The 15814-nt window shown below is 60.8% G+C and carries 12 protein-coding genes and 3 tRNA genes; 11 read left to right on the forward strand and 4 right to left on the reverse strand.

All coding sequences use genetic code 11. From position 1 onward, the window contains the following. Positions 1-18: 18 nt before the first annotated feature. From ACIQAL_RS11195 to ACIQAL_RS11220, 6 genes are all read left to right on the forward strand, one after another. Positions 19-783: an SDR family oxidoreductase gene (locus ACIQAL_RS11195; protein ID WP_401145329.1), complete on the forward strand. Its 765-nt coding sequence runs from the start codon at positions 19-21 to the stop codon at positions 781-783. 180 nt (positions 784-963) lie between these two features. After that, positions 964-1039, forward strand: a tRNA-Val gene (locus ACIQAL_RS11200). A 66-nt stretch (positions 1040-1105) separates the two neighbouring features. Further along, a tRNA-Asp gene (locus tag ACIQAL_RS11205) sits at positions 1106-1182 on the forward strand. Positions 1183-1337: 155 nt separating this feature from the next. Beyond that, positions 1338-1414: transfer RNA gene (locus tag ACIQAL_RS11210), tRNA-Asp, on the forward strand. 133 nt (positions 1415-1547) lie between these two features. Further along, on the forward strand, positions 1548-2501 hold the full coding sequence (locus ACIQAL_RS11215) for an NAD-dependent epimerase/dehydratase family protein (RefSeq protein ID WP_401145194.1): 954 nt from the start codon (positions 1548-1550) through the stop codon (positions 2499-2501). A 116-nt stretch (positions 2502-2617) separates the two neighbouring features. Beyond that, the gene (locus ACIQAL_RS11220) at positions 2618-3883 is read left to right on the forward strand and encodes a 3-phosphoshikimate 1-carboxyvinyltransferase (protein ID WP_401145196.1); all 1266 of its coding nucleotides are present in this window, start codon (positions 2618-2620) and stop codon (positions 3881-3883) included. A 31-nt stretch (positions 3884-3914) separates the two neighbouring features. On the opposite strand, the gene ACIQAL_RS11225 is transcribed toward ACIQAL_RS11220, so the two are convergent. Further along, positions 3915-4790: a Kdo hydroxylase family protein gene (locus tag ACIQAL_RS11225; protein WP_401145198.1), complete on the reverse strand. Its 876-nt coding sequence runs from the start codon at positions 4788-4790 to the stop codon at positions 3915-3917. Positions 4791-5165: 375 nt separating this feature from the next. On the opposite strand from ACIQAL_RS11225, the gene ACIQAL_RS11230 reads away from it, so the two are divergent. Beyond that, entirely contained in the window at positions 5166-6017 is an 852-nt protein-coding gene (locus tag ACIQAL_RS11230; RefSeq protein WP_401145200.1) for a DUF2242 domain-containing protein, read from the forward strand. Between the two features lie 256 nt (positions 6018-6273). Here ACIQAL_RS11230 and ilvA read toward each other — a convergent pair whose 3' ends face one another. The 3 genes from ilvA to ACIQAL_RS11245 all read right to left on the reverse strand — a co-directional run bounded on the left by ilvA (position 6274) and on the right by ACIQAL_RS11245 (position 10688). Further along, positions 6274-7827 carry a threonine ammonia-lyase, biosynthetic gene (gene ilvA / locus ACIQAL_RS11235; RefSeq protein ID WP_341963341.1) on the reverse strand — a complete coding sequence of 518 codons (1554 nt, stop codon included), beginning with the start codon at positions 7825-7827 and terminating at the stop codon, positions 6274-6276. A gap of 665 nt (positions 7828-8492) precedes the next feature. Next, positions 8493-9533, reverse strand: a complete 1041-nt coding sequence (locus tag ACIQAL_RS11240; protein ID WP_401145202.1) for an AraC family transcriptional regulator — start codon at positions 9531-9533, stop codon at positions 8493-8495. 3 nt (positions 9534-9536) lie between these two features. Then, on the reverse strand, positions 9537-10688 hold the full coding sequence (locus ACIQAL_RS11245) for a carbon-nitrogen hydrolase family protein (protein WP_401145204.1): 1152 nt from the start codon (positions 10686-10688) through the stop codon (positions 9537-9539). 322 nt (positions 10689-11010) lie between these two features. Between ACIQAL_RS11245 and ACIQAL_RS11250 the strand changes: the two genes are divergently transcribed. The 4 genes from ACIQAL_RS11250 (at position 11011) to ACIQAL_RS11265 (ending at position 15772) form a co-directional block, all read left to right on the forward strand. Further along, the gene (locus tag ACIQAL_RS11250; RefSeq protein ID WP_401145206.1) at positions 11011-12477 is read left to right on the forward strand and encodes an NAD-dependent succinate-semialdehyde dehydrogenase; all 1467 of its coding nucleotides are present in this window, start codon (positions 11011-11013) and stop codon (positions 12475-12477) included. Positions 12478-12494: 17 nt separating this feature from the next. Further along, a complete protein-coding gene (locus ACIQAL_RS11255) occupies positions 12495-13901 on the forward strand; it encodes an aminotransferase (protein ID WP_401145208.1) in 1407 nt (468 codons plus the stop codon). A gap of 175 nt (positions 13902-14076) precedes the next feature. Continuing rightward, positions 14077-14547: an Lrp/AsnC family transcriptional regulator gene (locus ACIQAL_RS11260; RefSeq protein ID WP_166598766.1), complete on the forward strand. Its 471-nt coding sequence runs from the start codon at positions 14077-14079 to the stop codon at positions 14545-14547. 226 nt (positions 14548-14773) lie between these two features. Further along, positions 14774-15772, forward strand: coding sequence for a succinylglutamate desuccinylase/aspartoacylase family protein (locus ACIQAL_RS11265; RefSeq protein WP_401145210.1), 999 nt, complete (start codon positions 14774-14776; stop codon positions 15770-15772). The last annotated feature ends 42 nt before the right edge of the window (positions 15773-15814 follow it).

The following is a 15814-nucleotide window of genomic DNA, read 5'->3' on the forward strand; positions in this document are numbered from 1 at the left end:
CCTGTGAATGAGTTAGTTGTGGAAGCCGTCGGTGTGCACAACGGCCGCGTTGCCTTAGTGACCGGCGCCGCGCGGGGAATCGGGTTGGGCATCGCCGCCTGGCTGATCACTGAAGGTTGGCAGGTCGTGCTGACGGATGTCGATCGGCAGCGCGGCGACGCGGTGGCGGGTGTGCTGGGTGAAAACGCGTCGTTCATCGGCATGGATGTGTCCAGCGAAGATCAGGTCGCCAGTGGCGTCGCTGAAATACTGGGCATGTTTGGTCGCCTGGACGCGCTGGTCTGCAACGCGGCCGTGGCCGACCCTCGCAATACGGTGCTGGAAAGCCTCGATCTGGCCCACTGGAACCGTGTGCTGGCGGTGAACCTGACGGGCCCTATGCTGCTCGCCAAGCACTGTGCCCCGTACTTGCGCGCCCACGGTGGCAGCATCGTCAACCTCAGTTCAACGCGGGCGCGACAATCCCAGCCGGACACCGAGGCGTACGCCGCGAGCAAGGGCGGGCTGCTGGCGCTGACTCATGCGCTGGCGATGAGTCTTGGCCCACAGGTACGGGTCAATGCCGTGAGCCCCGGCTGGATCGACGCCCGTGACCCTTCCAGGCGCCGTGCCGAGCCGTTATCCGACGCCGATCATGCGCAGCATCCGGCTGGCAGGGTAGGGACGGTGGAAGACGTGGCCGCGACCGTGGCGTGGTTGTTGTCGAAGAACGCCGGTTTCGTGACAGGGCAGGAGTTCGTGGTCGACGGCGGCATGAGCAAGAAGATGATCTACGTTGAGTGATGCAGCTGCGAGCTTCAAGCTGCAAGCCTCAAGTGAAAAGCGGACCTCAGCGTTCGCTTTTTTGCTTTTAACTTGCCGCTTGAAGCTTGCAGCTCAAAACTGCTTATTTAAAAAAACTTCAATCAGGCTATTGACTTAGGTTCGGCACCTGCGTAAATTTCGCGGCCTCAGCGAAGCAAAGGGTGATTAGCTCAGCCGGGAGAGCATCTGCCTTACAAGCAGAGGGTCGGCGGTTCGATCCCGTCATCACCCACCATCGTTGAGAAGTTTTAAAGCACGCTGAAGGCTACTGAGATTCAGCAGGACGAAAGTCCACCACTGCGCAGCGGTAGTTCAGTCGGTTAGAATACCGGCCTGTCACGCCGGGGGTCGCGGGTTCGAGTCCCGTCCGCTGCGCCATATTTTCCAGATCAGACTTCCGAGTCTGGTTTGAGATCGAAAGCCAAGGCCTTCGATCAGTGTTATACGAAACAAGTACACGAGACTTGTTTCGAAAGTGTTAAACAGACGAAAGTCTGTGAAAAGAGTTAAACAGATGAAAGTCTGTGCGACACGCAGCGGTAGTTCAGTCGGTTAGAATACCGGCCTGTCACGCCGGGGGTCGCGGGTTCGAGTCCCGTCCGCTGCGCCATACATAGCTTCAAGGCCCTTGAACTCCTTGAAGCGACAAAGAAAGCGACCTCAGGGTCGCTTTTTTTGTGCCTGCGAAAAGCAGCCCGTTGTTTCAGCGCTTATCATCCCGCCCAGTCCATGGAGAGCGAATCATGCGGATTCTCGTCACAGGCGCCACCGGGTTCATTGGCACGCGGCTTTGCCAGGTGTTGATCGAACAAGGGCACACGGTCATCGGACTGTCCCGTCGAGGCAGTGGGACCGTTGCCGGTGTCGATTATCGTGCGAAGGATTTCATTGATACGCCTTCGCTGCAGGACTACGTTGATGGCATGGACTGCATCGTGCACCTGGCGGGCAGGGCGCATGTGATGGACCCACGCAATGACGCGCCGGAGCTGTACCGGGAGGTCAATCACGAAGCCACTGTTCGGCTTGCACGGCTGGCTCTGGAAGCCGGGGTCAAACGTTTCGTCTTCGTCAGCACGATCCGGGTCAATGGCAATGCCTCCGAGCAGCAGCGTTTTACCGAAGCGTCGGCGCCGCAACCGGTGGTGGCCTATGACCGCTCCAAGCTCGATGCCGAGAACGGTTTGCGTGCGCTGCTCGACGGAACGCCCACGGAGTGGGTGATCATTCGCCCGCCGCTGGTTTACGGGGCTGAAGCGCTGGGCAATTTTCGAACCCTGCTCAAAGTGGTCGACAAAGGCCTTCCCAGCCCGCTTGCGCAGGTGCGCAATGCCCGTAGCCTGATCTCGGTGGATAACCTCGCGAATCTGATCGCGCTCGCTATTCAGCATCCTGACGCCGCTGGCCAATTGTTCCTCGCCAGCGACGGCTCCGACGTTTCCACCCATCAGATCCTCGTCGCGCTGGCGCAGGGTATGCAAAAGCGGCTGTGGTCCATTCCCGTACCGCCCTCGCTCTTGGCGTTTCTGTTCAGGCTGATCGGCAAGGAAGACACCTACACGAAGCTGTGCGGTTCGCTGACGGTGGACTCCAGCAAAGCCCGCGATCTGTTGGGGTATCGGCCCCACAACGACACCATGGCCTCGCTGGCGCAGGTGGGGCGTGAGTACCGTGCCAACCGACAGAGCCCGCGCTAGCGGCAGACTTTTCCTGCAGCACTCGTGGCAAAGGGCTGCTGCAGATCCCCACGATAAATGCCATGATTGGCGGCTTGTTTAAAGCGGCGCTGATTTCGAATTTGGAGAGCTGGACCATGGGCATGAACCAAACCATCACTGTGATTCCACCCGGTGTACCGTTGACGGGACATGTCGCGCCCCCCGGCTCCAAGTCGATTACCAACCGTGCGTTGCTGCTGGCGGCCTTGGCCAAGGGCACCAGCCACCTGCGCGGCGCGCTCAAGAGCGATGACACCCGGCACATGTCCAACGCGTTGCGGCAGATGGGCGTGACCATCGACGAGCCAGACGACACCAGTTTTGTGGTCACCAGCAGTGGCCGTCTGAACGTTCCCGACGCTGCTCTGTTTCTTGGGAACGCAGGCACCGCCGTGCGCTTCCTGACAGCCGCCGTCGCGACCGTCAACGGGGTAGTCACCCTCGACGGCGACCATTACATGCAGAAGCGCCCGATCGGCCCTTTGCTGGAGTCGCTGCGCAAAGGCGGCCTGAGCGCCGAAAGTGCCACGGGCTGCCCACCTGTTGTGATCCACGGCACCGGCGCGATCAAGGCCACACGCTTCGAAATCGACGGTGGTTTGTCGAGCCAGTACGTCTCGGCCCTGCTGATGGTTGCGGCGTGCGGTGCGGCCCCTATTGAAGTGGCGCTGACCGGCAAGGAGATCGGCGCTCGTGGCTACATCGATCTGACCCTGGCCTGCATGCGCGCCTTCGGGGCTGAGGTCGAGGTGGTGGATGAAGTCCTGTGGCGCGTGTCGCCGACCGGCTACACCGCCTGCGATTACCACATTGAGCCTGACGCTTCGGCGGCGACTTACCTGTGGGCGGCCGAAGCGCTCACCAGCGGCAAGATCGATCTGGGCGTGGCGGCCGAGGCTTTCACTCAGCCAGACGCGAAGGCGATGGAAATGATCGCGCAATTCCCGAACATGCAGCCGGTGATCAACGGCTCGCAAATGCAGGACGCGATCCCGACGCTGGCGGTATTGGCGGCGTTCAACAATACCCCCGTGCGTTTTGTCGATCTGGCCAATCTTCGGGTCAAGGAATGCGACCGCGTTCAGGCGCTGTATGACGGCCTCAATCAAGTGCGTCCGGGGCTGGCGACGGTCGAAGGTGACGATTTGTTGGTGGCGTCCGATCCGGGTCTCGCGGGTACCAGCAGCACCGCGCTGATCAACACCCACTCCGACCACCGCATTGCCATGTGCTTTGCCTTGGCAGGGCTGAAAGTGTCCGGCGTGCGTATCCAGGACCCGGATTGCGTTGCAAAGACGTATCCGGGCTATTGGCGCGCGCTGGAGTTTCTCGGCGTGCGTCTGGAACACGGCGAGATTTGAGTCCGCGCTGAAGCGTTCGCTGGCTGGCGTATCAGGCCAGCCGTCGCTGCATCAAGCCTTCCAGAATTCGGAGTGGGGCCTGGCTCGGGGTGTGCATCGCGTCCACCGGCAGCATGAACGTCTGCTCCAGCGCGAATTGCCCGGCCATGGCGGCATGAGAGACGTGGTCGGTAAAGACCATCCAGCTGCTGCCGGACGGGAAAGAGACGTCCGTGTAGCCTGCGCGTTGTTGATAAGCGGTGTCAGCCTTCATCCGGTCATGCAGTTGCAGCATGTAGTGGTCGTATTCGCTGCGGCGGGTTTTCGTGATGCCCAGGGTTTGCAAGACGCGGCTTGAGCCGGGCAGCGGCGCTTTGAGCGTCTTGAGGTAATGCCGGGCCACCGATTCGAACGGTTCGCCCACCCGCCAGTGTCTCGGGTGGTTGCCAGGGTCGACATTGCTGAACACCCGAAGAATCCGCTGCGTGCCGCAGGGTGATGAGGGAAAGTTATCCACATGCAGGCGCGAGTCGTCCTTGCGCCAGGACGTCTGGCGACCAACGATTTCCACGGGGCGAAAGCTGGTACGTGCTTGCGTCAATTCCCCCGCATAGAGGCCGAGCAAGTGAGAGGTGAGGTCTGCTGTAGCGCGGGCGAAACGGGCCATCATGGCCTGGAGCACCTGCCGTTCGGAGCCGATGCTGTCGGTGCCCTTGAGTTCGCCTTTGGCGGGCAAGAAACTGATGTTTTTGCTGCGGCCCAGCAGGGCTGATTGAAAGAGGGTGCGTTCTTTTTCTTCGAGGACGAATTCGAGTTGTGGCAGAAACACCACATCACCGGATTCAAGTGCGTCGATGATGCTTGCCTGGCTTTCAGCGTCCAGCCGGGGAGCCCACTCTGACACGGCGAAGTTTACAACGTGCGACATAGTTCATGGTCCTCGGACGCCGCAGGGGCGTGCCTTTTGCTCGACTGGCAAGTTATTACCAAATGTTACAAAGACAATATGCCGGGTTCGACGCTTTCGCAAATGGACCGTCTGGTGAGGGTTTTAGGGCGGGTGAAATCAGCCGTCGGTCGATTGTCCTGACCGTCCAGCGAATTTAATGTGCAGGGTAATGGCGTCTGCGATTTGCCCCATAGCGCCGCGCGATGGGGCCGGGACGTCTGGATCACCGGTGAAAACCCGGTGTGTATCGACATCTATGCAAACTCTGCGTTGATCCTGCGCGGTGCTTGTTGCAGACTTACCCGCGTTTTCTCCGGTCCACTGTTCTGTCGACCTTTTTCCCCGGGATGTTTGATGTCTAAATTACTGAGCTTTCGTACTGCATGCTGGGCGCTCGCCCTGCTGGCCGCCGCAGGCTGCTCGTCCAAGAAACAGGCCATTTACGAGCACGAAAACTTCGATGACGCCGGGACGTTCTCACGCACCTATCCCGTTTCCGATGCCGCCACCTGCGAAGCGGGCCGCCGCGCCCTGTTGAGTCAGGGGTACATCATTACCAGCAGCGATCCGAAGATGATCGCCGGTCACAAGAGTTTTCAGCAGACCGGCGAAACCCACATGGAAATCAGCTTCAACGTGGTCTGTGCCGCTGACGGTGGCGCCGATGGCAAGGCCACGATGTTCGCCAACGCCTTGCAGGACCGCTATGCGCTGAAGAAGGTGAACAACTCGGCGAGCCTGGGTGTGGGCGTGTTGGGTTCGGTGTCGATGCCGATTGGCTCGACCGATGATTCGATGGTCAAGGTCGCCAGCGAAACGGTGGCGTCTTCCAAGTTTTACGACCGCTTCTTTGGGTTGGTGGAAAATTTCCTGCCGCCTGAGGTGAAGAAAGCGGCGCACATCGAAGAAAAGCCCAAGACCGATCTGGGCATGCCAGAGCCTGCACCTGCCAAGGCGGCTGCGTTGACCGAGCAGAAACCGGCCGAAGCCCCCGCCACGGCCCCGGCCCCGGCTGCCACCCCTGCGCCATTGGCCACGCCAACGACGCAACCGGCAGCCGCCGCCGAGCAAAGCAGCGAGCCGATGCCAGCCCCTGCCGAGCCTGAGCCGGTGAAAGCCGAACTTACGGCGCCAGCAGAGCCAGCCCCGGCACCTGCCGCAGAAGCCGCGCCGACAACCTCGCCAGAGGCCACGCCAGCGCAGTGAGTGTCTCACTGACGGCCTCGATGGCAGTTTTGTGTCTCGCACCGATCCGCTTCTGCCGAAGGCGTAGGAGCAAGCTTGCTCGCGATCGGCTGCGTAGCAGTCGTAAACCCGACGACGCGGTCTGCCTGACACAACCGAGGTGTCCGGTTTTACTGCCGCTTCGCGACAGATCGCAGGCAAGGTGGAGCGCCACCCCGGCACTCCTACGCCCTTCGGGCAGAATCAAGAGCGTGCGCCCTCACCGCGACCAACGATGTCAGCCGAGAAATAACCGATACGCCGGATTATTCGTCTCATCCCAATACGGGTAACCAATCTCCGCCAGTGCCTTCGGCACCAGATGCCGCTCATCCTCCGGCACCACCAACCCCGCCACGACCCGACCGTCCGCCGCGCCGTGATTACGGTAGTGAAACATCGAAATATTCCACTTCCCGCCCAGCTTATTCAGAAAATTGAACAATGCCCCCGGCCGTTCCGGGAATTCGAAGCGGAACACCACTTCATCACTGACCCGCTCCGAATGCCCGCCCACCATGTGCCGCAAGTGCAGCTTGGCGAGTTCGTTGTCGGTCAGGTCCAGCACCGGGAAGCCTTGCTCGGTAAGGCTCGCGATCAGCGCCTTGCGCGGGTCGTTCTCGGGGTGGGTCTGCACGCCGACGAAGATGTGCGCCTCGCGGTCGGTGTGGTAGCGGTAGTTGAATTCGGTGATTTGGCGCTTGCCCACGGCTTCGCAGAACGCCTTGAAACTGCCCGGCTGCTCGGGGATGGTCACGGCAATGATCGCTTCGCGGCCTTCGCCCAGTTCAGCGCGCTCGGCGACGTGGCGCAGGCGGTCGAAGTTGACGTTGGCGCCGGACTCGATGGCCACGAACGTCTGGCCCTTCACCTCGTATTGCTCGACGTATTTCTTGATCCCCGCTGCCCCTAAAGCGCCCGCGGGCTCGGTGATCGAGCGGGTGTCGTCGTAGATGTCCTTGATCGCCGCGCAAATTTCGTCGGTGCTGACGGTGATGACTTCATCGACGTAATCCTTGCAGATGTCGAAGGTGTGCTGGCCGATCTGCGCCACGGCCACGCCGTCCGCGAACAATCCGACCTGCTGCAACACCACGCGCTCGCCGTAGGCCATGGCCTGTTGCAGGCAGTTGGAGTCGTCCGGCTCGACGCCGATCACCTTGATCTCCGGCCGCAGGTATTTCACGTAGGCCGCGATGCCCGCGATCAGACCGCCGCCGCCCACGGGGACAAAGATCGCGTCCAGTCGCCCGGGGTGCTGACGGAGGATTTCCATCGCCACCGTGCCTTGCCCGGCGATGGTGTCAGGGTCGTCGTAGGGGTGAATGTAGACGTAGCCTTTTTCCTCAACCAACTTCAGGGAATACGCCAGCGCCTCGGGAAACGAGTCACCGTGCAGTACGACCTTTCCGCCGCGCGAACGCACGCCCTCGACTTTGATTTCCGGGGTGGTTTTCGGCATGACGATAGTGGCCGACACGCCCAAGGTTTTCGCCGCCAGCGCCAGGCCCTGTGCATGGTTGCCCGCCGATGCCGTGACCACGCCCCGCGCCAGTTCTTCCGCGCTCAGTTGCGCCAGCTTGTTGTAAGCGCCGCGAATCTTGAAGGAGAACACCGGTTGCAGGTCTTCGCGCTTGAGCAGAACCGTGTTGCCGAGCCGCTCGGACAGCTGACGAGCGCCGTGCAGCGGGGTTTCGATGGCGACGTCGTAGACGCGGGAGGTGAGGATTTTGCGGGCGTAGTGGTTCAGCAGGTCGCCGCTGACTGAGCTGTGCGCAAGCGTCGAGGTCATCGTGTCGTCCTCGTCGTGGGAACGGCGATGATCAGGCGTGCGGAATGAGCAGCGAGGGAAGGGCGGATGATGAGCATGTCTGACTCCTGGTTCGAGGTTCGGGGCCCAGAGAGACAGAAAGAAAAAACCCGCCTCCAAGGGCGGGTTCGGTGCAAACGTCGGCTAACCCGCCATGACTGTAATGGCGGTAATAATTCGTTGGCCGAGGCGTTGCTGAGTGAGGTTCATGGCCCGAAGACTATGGCGAGCCGGTTCTCGTCGTCAAGCGCAATCGGGTGCTCTGTAGCCGCAGGGATGATTAGCCGCCAGCGGCAGAGAATTTTTCCTGACCGCTTGCGCGGTTTTTTCCGCTGAGCTACAAATTCCGTTAGCTGGCTACGGACCCCGCCCCAGAGCGCTGACAAGGATGCGTCGGTCATTTGCACTGCATCCCCTTCGTCGATTGTTCAAAAAGCCTTCATGGTTCGTTCATGAGGGCACTTTAGGGTGAAGGACGTGGTCAGTGGAATCAGTCGCTGAAACGACGACAAAACGCCGAAACGCAAAGACCAGCCATGAGGGCATGAGTGATGGACGATTATCAGGAAGAGTTGTTGGAATATCAGGCTTACGAGCTTGACCCGCTGGAACCCGCAGACGACGCGACTGAGCTGTAAGCGAGTCTGTCAGGCCGAATGACGCTGGCTACGGCGGAACTCCCCGGGAGTCTGTCCGTTCCACCGTTTGAAGGCGCGTTGAAAGGCTTCGGCCGATGCAAACCCCAGTAAATAGGCGATTTCACCAAAGGCCAGCTCCGTGTCGCGGATGTAGGTCATCGCCAGATCCCGACGTGTGTCATTGAGCACGGCGCGAAAGCGCGTCCCTTCGTCCGCCAGCCGGCGACGCAGGGTCCAGGTCGGCAGCTTCAACCGGGCGGCCACTTCCTCCAGGTCCGGTTCCCTCCCACCATTGAGCAAAGGTCCCAGCAACTGAGTGATCCGTTCACGCAGGGTGCGGGTGCGTGTGCGTTGTTCCAGCTCGCGTTCACACAATTGCAGCAGGTGCCGCCAGGTGCTCGGCACATGGTCTGGATTGCGCAGCCCCAGGGTCCGCTGGCTCAGGCGCAGCTGATTGAGGCCCGCGCCGAACGCCACGGGTTGCTCGCTCAACACGGCATAGTCCGAGGTATAGCTTGGCGCATCGAATTCGATCTCGGCGCGCTCGGCGAGAATCGGCGTACCGGCCAGCGTCGACAGTTGGTGCAGCCACCCGCTGAGGATCGAGTCGACCACGAAGCGGTTGTAATCGTTGTACGGGCTGATGGAGTAAAACCGCAGCCACGCGCCTTCGCTGTCTTCGTGGAAACTCGACTGCCCCCGGTAATTGGAGGCGTAAAGCGCTTCGAAACGAATGAGGGTGCGCGCTGCTTCCCGCACCGTTGGCGCCTGAGCGGCCGTGACCCCAGCCAGCCCCGCCAGACTCAAACGGCTCAACTGCCCCATCCTCAGGCCCAGCCCCGGCATCCCGCTCAATTGAATGGCCGCGTGACCCAGACGCATGTAGCGCGGAATCGACAGGCGCGCATCGGCTTCGCCCAGTCGGGCGGCGTCCAGGCCGAATTGGTCGAGCAAGGGTTGCGGGTCATGACCGGTGCTGCGCACGGCATCGCCCAGGTTATGGACGAATCCGACTGACAAATCCCCCAGACGTACCCGCGGTGCGTTCATCAATTACAACCAGAGGTTGATCAGGCGCGCCCCGTGGCCCGGTTTGGCCCCTTTGGGCGCGGCGCTGATGGAGCGTTCGGCGACGCTTTGTCCGCCGCGTGTCGCAAAGCTGTGACCGGCGCTGCCCTGATCCCAGAACTGCCCGCGCATGAAGACACTGATACCCGCTTTGGCGGTGCTGATCGGCGTCAGGGACAAGCGTTGCCAGGCCTCGCCTTCGGTCAACGGCTTGGGGCCCAGGTCCAGTCGGCTCATCAGCGTGGGGTGTTTGTCGCTGCGCCACGGCTGGGACCAACTGCCATTGCCCGCGACGAACGCAGGCACGGCGATCAGCTCGGCCCCGCTCGCGTTCAGCCGCGCATAGTTGTCCGGGTACCAGCTGTCGCTGCCGATGAGTGTGGCCAGCCGACCCGCCGGGGTGTCGATGATGTTCAGCGGCGCGTCCTTGCCCGATCGGATGTAGCCGCGCTGATACCAAGAGGGGAACAGCTGCCGCTGGGGCTGGCCGATGGGCAGGCCGTCACGGCCGAACACCACGCTGCTGTTGTAGAGCGCGCCTTTGCCCGCCTGCAATTGGCCGTCGCGCACTTCTGGACCTGGCAGCACGATAGAACCCGCCACCAGCGTCACACCGAACTCCTTGGCCAGCCCGCCGAACACTGTCTGGTAGTCCTGCGCCATGCTGCGCGCTTTCATGCGCAGGTGCGCGTCGTCCACCCGGTTCTCTCCGCGGGCGTGCAACAGTGCATCGAAAAACAGCAGCGGATTGCTGAACGCCAGCCAGTTCATGGCTTCTTCGATGGTCATGGCCTGGTAGAACTGCGATTTCTCATCGACCGCGAACAGCCACGTGCCGATGTGCTCCGGCAGGACAACGATGGTCTTGTCGTTGATCAGACCGTGCTCCCGCGCCTGTTGCAGGTACGCCGCCAGCTTGCGATGCAGCCGCTTGACGCTGGAATAGTCCGAAGGAAACAGCTCGGGCTGAATGCCCAGCAGGTTGCCGCGATCACCGGGTTCACCGTCGTTGATCACCAGCTGAATGCGCAAATCGGTGAGGTAATGGCCGACATGGCGCTTATGTGTCCACAGGCCATAGCTGGTGAGAAGAATCGCCAGCACGATGGCGGCGAGGGTGCCAAGAACTTTGCGCATGGAGGGAAACGTGAGGGCCTCAGGAAGCAATTGCCGTGTGGGTGAATGGCCTCAAGGCTACGGGAAAACGGCGTCTGACCGAAGCGATTTAAGTGCGAGAGGGTCTTTTTCGTGAAGCCCTTTGCCGATGCAGCGCGTAGTGCTACTGCCGCAAACCTGCCTCAAAACACGCCGTCCTGAGGGCTAAAACGAGGAATGCAGAAAAACGGCGCGGTCAGCGGGATAACGCAGTAACACTGCGTCGGCGCGAAGGGTTTCGACGTTTTTGCGTCAGTAGGCGGCCCTAAGCTTTCGCACACAGACACAACGTTAGACGACTGCCATGACCGATATCGTTAAAGACGCACTGAACCGCCTCGCTCGAAAGGATTTGCTGGAGCTTCGAGCCTATATAAACGGAGAGTGGGTCGATGCCGACGCCAAACTTGCCGTAACCGACCCCGCCACGGGGGCGACCATCACGCATGTTGCCCACTGCGCGCCGATTTGGGCCGACCGCGCCGTCGAAGCCGCCAGCGCAGCGCTTCCCGCCTGGAGCCAGTTGCTGCCGGTTCAACGCGGGCTGATCTTGCGCAAGTGGGCGACGCTGATGCGCGAACACGCTCAGGACCTGGCAGTCATCATGACGGCCGAGCAGGGCAAGCCGCTGGCGGAGTCCGTGGGTGAAATCTCGTACGGCGCGGCGTTCCTCGACTGGTTCGCGGCAGAGGGCGAGCGTTGCTACGGCGAAACCATCCCGAGTCATTTGCCGGGCAGCCAGTTGCTGACCAAGTTGCAGCCCATCGGCGTGACGGTCGCAATCACTCCCTGGAACTTCCCGAGCGCGATGATCACCCGCAAGGCCGGTGCTGCATTGGCTGCCGGGTGCACGATGATCGTCAAGCCCGCGCCTGAAACACCGCTGTCGGCATTGGCCCTTGCGAAACTGGCGGAAGAGGCGGGGATGCCAGCGGGGGTGTTCCAGGTACTGACCGGCGATGCCGTCGCTCAATCCGCGCGCCTGCTTCAGTTCCCCGAGGTGCGCGCGTTCAGTTTCACTGGCTCGACCGAAGTCGGAAAAATCCTGCTCAAGACCTCCAGTGACACCGTGAAACGCGTGTCCCTCGAACTGGGTGGTCATGCGCCGTTCATCGTGTTCGAAGACGCGTCGGTCGAGGACGCGGTCGCCGCGTGCCTCAACGCGAAATTCGCCACCTCAGGCCAGGATTGCCTGGCGGCCAACCGCATCTACGTTCATCGCAGCCTTTACGCGTCATTCGTGAGCACGCTGGCAGCGGGGGTGAAAAAACTGAAGGTGGGTCATGGTCTGGAGCCGGGTGTGGACATTGGCCCGATGACCCGCAGATCCGTCGCGGTGAAATGCCAGGCACAGATCCTCAATGCCATGTCCTTGGGTGCGAAGTTGCTGGTGGGCGGGTCGGACATCGACGGCAATTTTGTGCAGCCGACGCTGCTGGCCGACGCCACTGATGACATGGACATTGCCCGCGATGAGACCTTCGGGCCGGTCGCCGCTGTGTTCGTGTTCGACACCGAAGAAGAAGTGCTGCAACGCGCCAACGATTCCGAATTCGCGCTGGCCGCCTATGTTTACACCAACGATTTGCGCCGTGCGCTGCGCCTGTCCGACCGCTTGCAATACGGCATGGTGGCGATCAATACGCCGAAGTTTACCGGTGCGCCCATTCCGTTCGGAGGCTGGAAACAGTCGGGGTTGGGCAGGGAAGGGTCGAAGCACGGCCTGGAAGAATACATGGAAATCAAATACGTCTGTTTTGGCAACCTGTGAGAGAGAAGGAGAACGACATGAATAAGACAGAGCACGATACCGTCGCTGCCCAGGACCGCAATTCCGTGCTGCACCCCTTCACCAACCTGAAGGATTTTGCCAGCGGCAAGCTGGGTGACCCGACCATTATCGAAACCGGTAAAGGCATTCGCATCACCGATTCGACCGGGCGCGAGTACATCGACGGGTTTGCCGGCCTGTACTGCATGAACATCGGCTATGGCCGTGACGAAGTGGCCGAGGCCATTTCCCGTCAGGCGCACAGGCTCGCGTATTACCACAGCTACGCCGCGCACACGACGGACGAACTGGCGAGCCTGTCTGATCGTTTGGTGAAGATGGCGCCAGGCAAGATGAGCAAGGTGTTCTACGGCACGTCCGGGTCCGACGCCAACGAAACCCAGGCCAAGCTGGTTTGGTATTACAACAACCTGCGCGGTCTGCCGAAGAAGAAAAAGATCATCACCCGTGATCGCGGTTACCACGGCTGCTCGGTGATGTCCGGCTCCCTGACCGGCATGAACTTCTACCACGATCACATGGACCTGCCGATCTCCGGCATCTTGCGCACGGGCGTCCCTCATCAGTATTGGGACGCTCAGCCGGGTGAAACCGAACTGCAGTTTTCGGCCCGTCGTGCCCGTGAACTCGAAGAACTGATCCTGCGCGAAGACCCGGACACCATCGGCGGTTTCATCGCCGAACCCGTGCTCGGCACTGGCGGTATCACGCCGCCACCGGCCGGTTATTGGGAAGCGATTCAGCCGATCCTGCAGAAGTACGACATTCTGCTGATCGCTGACGAGGTGATCACCGCGTTCGGCCGCACCGGCGCCATGTTCGGCTGCGAAAAATACGGCATCACGCCCGACCTGATCACCGTCGCCAAAGGCCTGACCTCGGCTTATATGCCGCTGTCCGCGGCCATTGTCGGCGAGAAGGTCTACAAGGTCATGGAAGAGGGCGCAGACCGCGTCGGCGCGTTCTCCCACGGCTACACCTATTCCGGCCACCCGATTGCGGTGGCAGCGGCGAACGCGGTGCTGGACATCGTCGAGCGTGAAGACATTCCGGGCAATGCGAACCGCGTGGGTGCGTACTTGCAAAGCAGCCTGCACGAAGTCTTCGACAACCTGCCGATCGTAGGTGAAGTGCGCGGTGTGGGCCTGATGGCTGCGATTGAGTTCGTCGCCGATCCGGCCACCAAAAAACGTTTCGACCCGGCCCTGAAAGTCGGCGCGCGGATCTCCAAGGCTGCTCGCGACCTGAACCTGATCGCGCGGGCAATGCCACATGGTGAAATCCTCGGCTTCGCACCGCCTCTGACCACCACCGAGAAGGAAGTGGATCAGATCGTCGACATCGCTCGCCAGGCGGTAAACAAAGTGATGGACGAGCTGGCGAAGGAAGGCGCATTGCGCTGATCGTCTCGCCCTGCTCATGAAGAAGGCCGGTTTCGTACCGGCCTTTTTTCTGTGGTCGCTTATTGGGTGCTGCCAGACAGGGTCATGCGTTGCTGGCGGTTGATCCGTGTGAGAGCATCCGACCCCGCTGCCATTCACTCTTCAGCGTCATCGTGTTGCACTAAGGAGAAAGCCAATGTTTGTTCTCGACCGGATAGACGTCAACATTCTGGGTGCAATGCAGAAGAACAACCGGATCACGTCCGAGGAATTGGGCAACCTGGTCGGGTTGTCCGCCACCGCGTGCCAGCGACGTTTGAAAACGCTGCGCAAGGAAGGGGTGATCGAAGGTGACGTGTCCATCGTGTCGCCTAAAGCCGTGGGGCGGAACGTGTTCATGCTGGTGCTGGTGACCCTGGAGAGGGAACGTTCCGACATCATCGACCGCTTCAAAAAATCCATCCGCAATACGCCGGAAGTGATGACCGGGTATTACGTCACGGGCGATTCGGACTTCGTCCTGGTGATCACCGCGAAGAACATGGAAGACTACGAACAGTTCACCCGCCGGTTCTTCTACGAGAACTCGGACATCAAGAGCTTCAAGACGCTGGTGGTCATGGACCGGGTGAAAGCCGGGTTCGAATTGCCCATTGATCTGGATTGATCCCTTCTTGACTCCCACAACGAATCGCGACGTCGGAAGGTTTTCTGATGTCCCGTTTTGCCGCTGATCTGAACCGCAGATAACGCAGTTTTTCCTCGTTTCTATCCGATTTTGTACGGATTTCATCTCTGGACGATTGTTTATCGTCGGATATGGTTTGGGGGAATCGCTATGATTTGTCTCACGTAAGGGGTTCACAGAGACGACGGCAAGTGGGGTGGGACGCATGAACAAGAAGAGCAAAGGTCGGCTGACCATCGATTGGGAACTGACGGGGCGTCAGTTCGGAAGTCTGAATTTCCCCTGGTCCCGAAACGAATCCGCATGGGGCAGCCTGCAGATTCCGGTGATCGTCATCCAGAACGGCGAGGGGCCGTTCGTGTTGTTGACCGGGGGCAATCATGGCGACGAATACGAAGGGCCTCTGGCGTTATCCAACCTGGCGCGAGCCATCGACGTGCAGCGGGTCACCGGCACGATCTGCATCGTTCCCGCCCTCAATTACCCCGCGCTGAAAGCCGGCACTCGCCTGTCACCCATCGACGGTTTGAACATGAACCGCGCGTTTCGCGGCAGGGCGGAAGGGACGATCACCGAACAGATCGCCCATTTCGTCGAGGCCGAGTTGATCAGCCGCGCCGACGCGGTGCTGGATATTCACGCAGGCGGCCGGACCATGTTTTTCCAGCCTTTCGCGGTCTCTCATCAGTTGCCCGATAAAGCGCAGACCTTGCGTGCCCGCGAGGCGCTCATCGCCTTCGGCGCACCCATCGGCCTGATTCTGGAAGAGCTGGACAACGAGGGCATGCTCGACACCGCCGTGGAAGAGAAGGGCAAGCTGTTTCTCTCCACCGAGTTGGGCGGCGGCGGTTCGACCACTGCTGCGACGGTCAAACTCGCACAGGACGGCGCCCATAACTTCCTTGTGCACACTGAGGTTTATGACACGACGCCAAAGCCCGCTGTCTCGCCGGTGGTCATCATGCAAAACGAGGCCGACGGTTACGTGAGCGCACAGAACAGCGGCTTCATCGAATTCACCCGCGACTTGGGCGAAGCAGTGGAAGCCGGTCAGGTGATCGCCCGCATTCATGACTTCGAACAGCTGGATAAGGAGCCGCTGGCCGTGACCGCACCCGTTACCGGCACGCTGCTGGGCCGTCATTTCGGTGGGTACATCGCCAAGGGCGATTTCCTGGCGATGTTCGCCAGCCCCGAAGCCTGACACGCGACGCCCTGCACCCAAAAAATTCAATAAGACGAGGTG

Source organism: Pseudomonas sp. NPDC088368 (genome assembly GCF_044753445.1).
Lineage (GTDB): Bacteria > Pseudomonadota > Gammaproteobacteria > Pseudomonadales > Pseudomonadaceae > Aquipseudomonas > Aquipseudomonas bambusae.

Coding starts and splice junctions, on each gene's coding strand:
- ACIQAL_RS11230 (WP_401145200.1), top strand. CDS start 5,166: ATGTCTAAATTACTGAGCTTTCGTACTGCATGCTGGGCGCTCGCCCTG.
- ACIQAL_RS11250 (WP_401145206.1), top strand. CDS start 11,011: ATGACCGATATCGTTAAAGACGCACTGAACCGCCTCGCTCGAAAGGAT.
- ACIQAL_RS11245 (WP_401145204.1), bottom strand. CDS start 10,688: ATGCGCAAAGTTCTTGGCACCCTCGCCGCCATCGTGCTGGCGATTCTT.
- ACIQAL_RS11220 (WP_401145196.1), top strand. CDS start 2,618: ATGGGCATGAACCAAACCATCACTGTGATTCCACCCGGTGTACCGTTG.
- ACIQAL_RS11225 (WP_401145198.1), bottom strand. CDS start 4,790: ATGTCGCACGTTGTAAACTTCGCCGTGTCAGAGTGGGCTCCCCGGCTG.
- ilvA (WP_341963341.1), bottom strand. CDS start 7,827: ATGACCTCGACGCTTGCGCACAGCTCAGTCAGCGGCGACCTGCTGAAC.
- ACIQAL_RS11260 (WP_166598766.1), top strand. CDS start 14,077: ATGTTTGTTCTCGACCGGATAGACGTCAACATTCTGGGTGCAATGCAG.
- ACIQAL_RS11255 (WP_401145208.1), top strand. CDS start 12,495: ATGAATAAGACAGAGCACGATACCGTCGCTGCCCAGGACCGCAATTCC.
- ACIQAL_RS11265 (WP_401145210.1), top strand. CDS start 14,774: ATGAACAAGAAGAGCAAAGGTCGGCTGACCATCGATTGGGAACTGACG.
- ACIQAL_RS11215 (WP_401145194.1), top strand. CDS start 1,548: ATGCGGATTCTCGTCACAGGCGCCACCGGGTTCATTGGCACGCGGCTT.
- ACIQAL_RS11240 (WP_401145202.1), bottom strand. CDS start 9,533: ATGAACGCACCGCGGGTACGTCTGGGGGATTTGTCAGTCGGATTCGTC.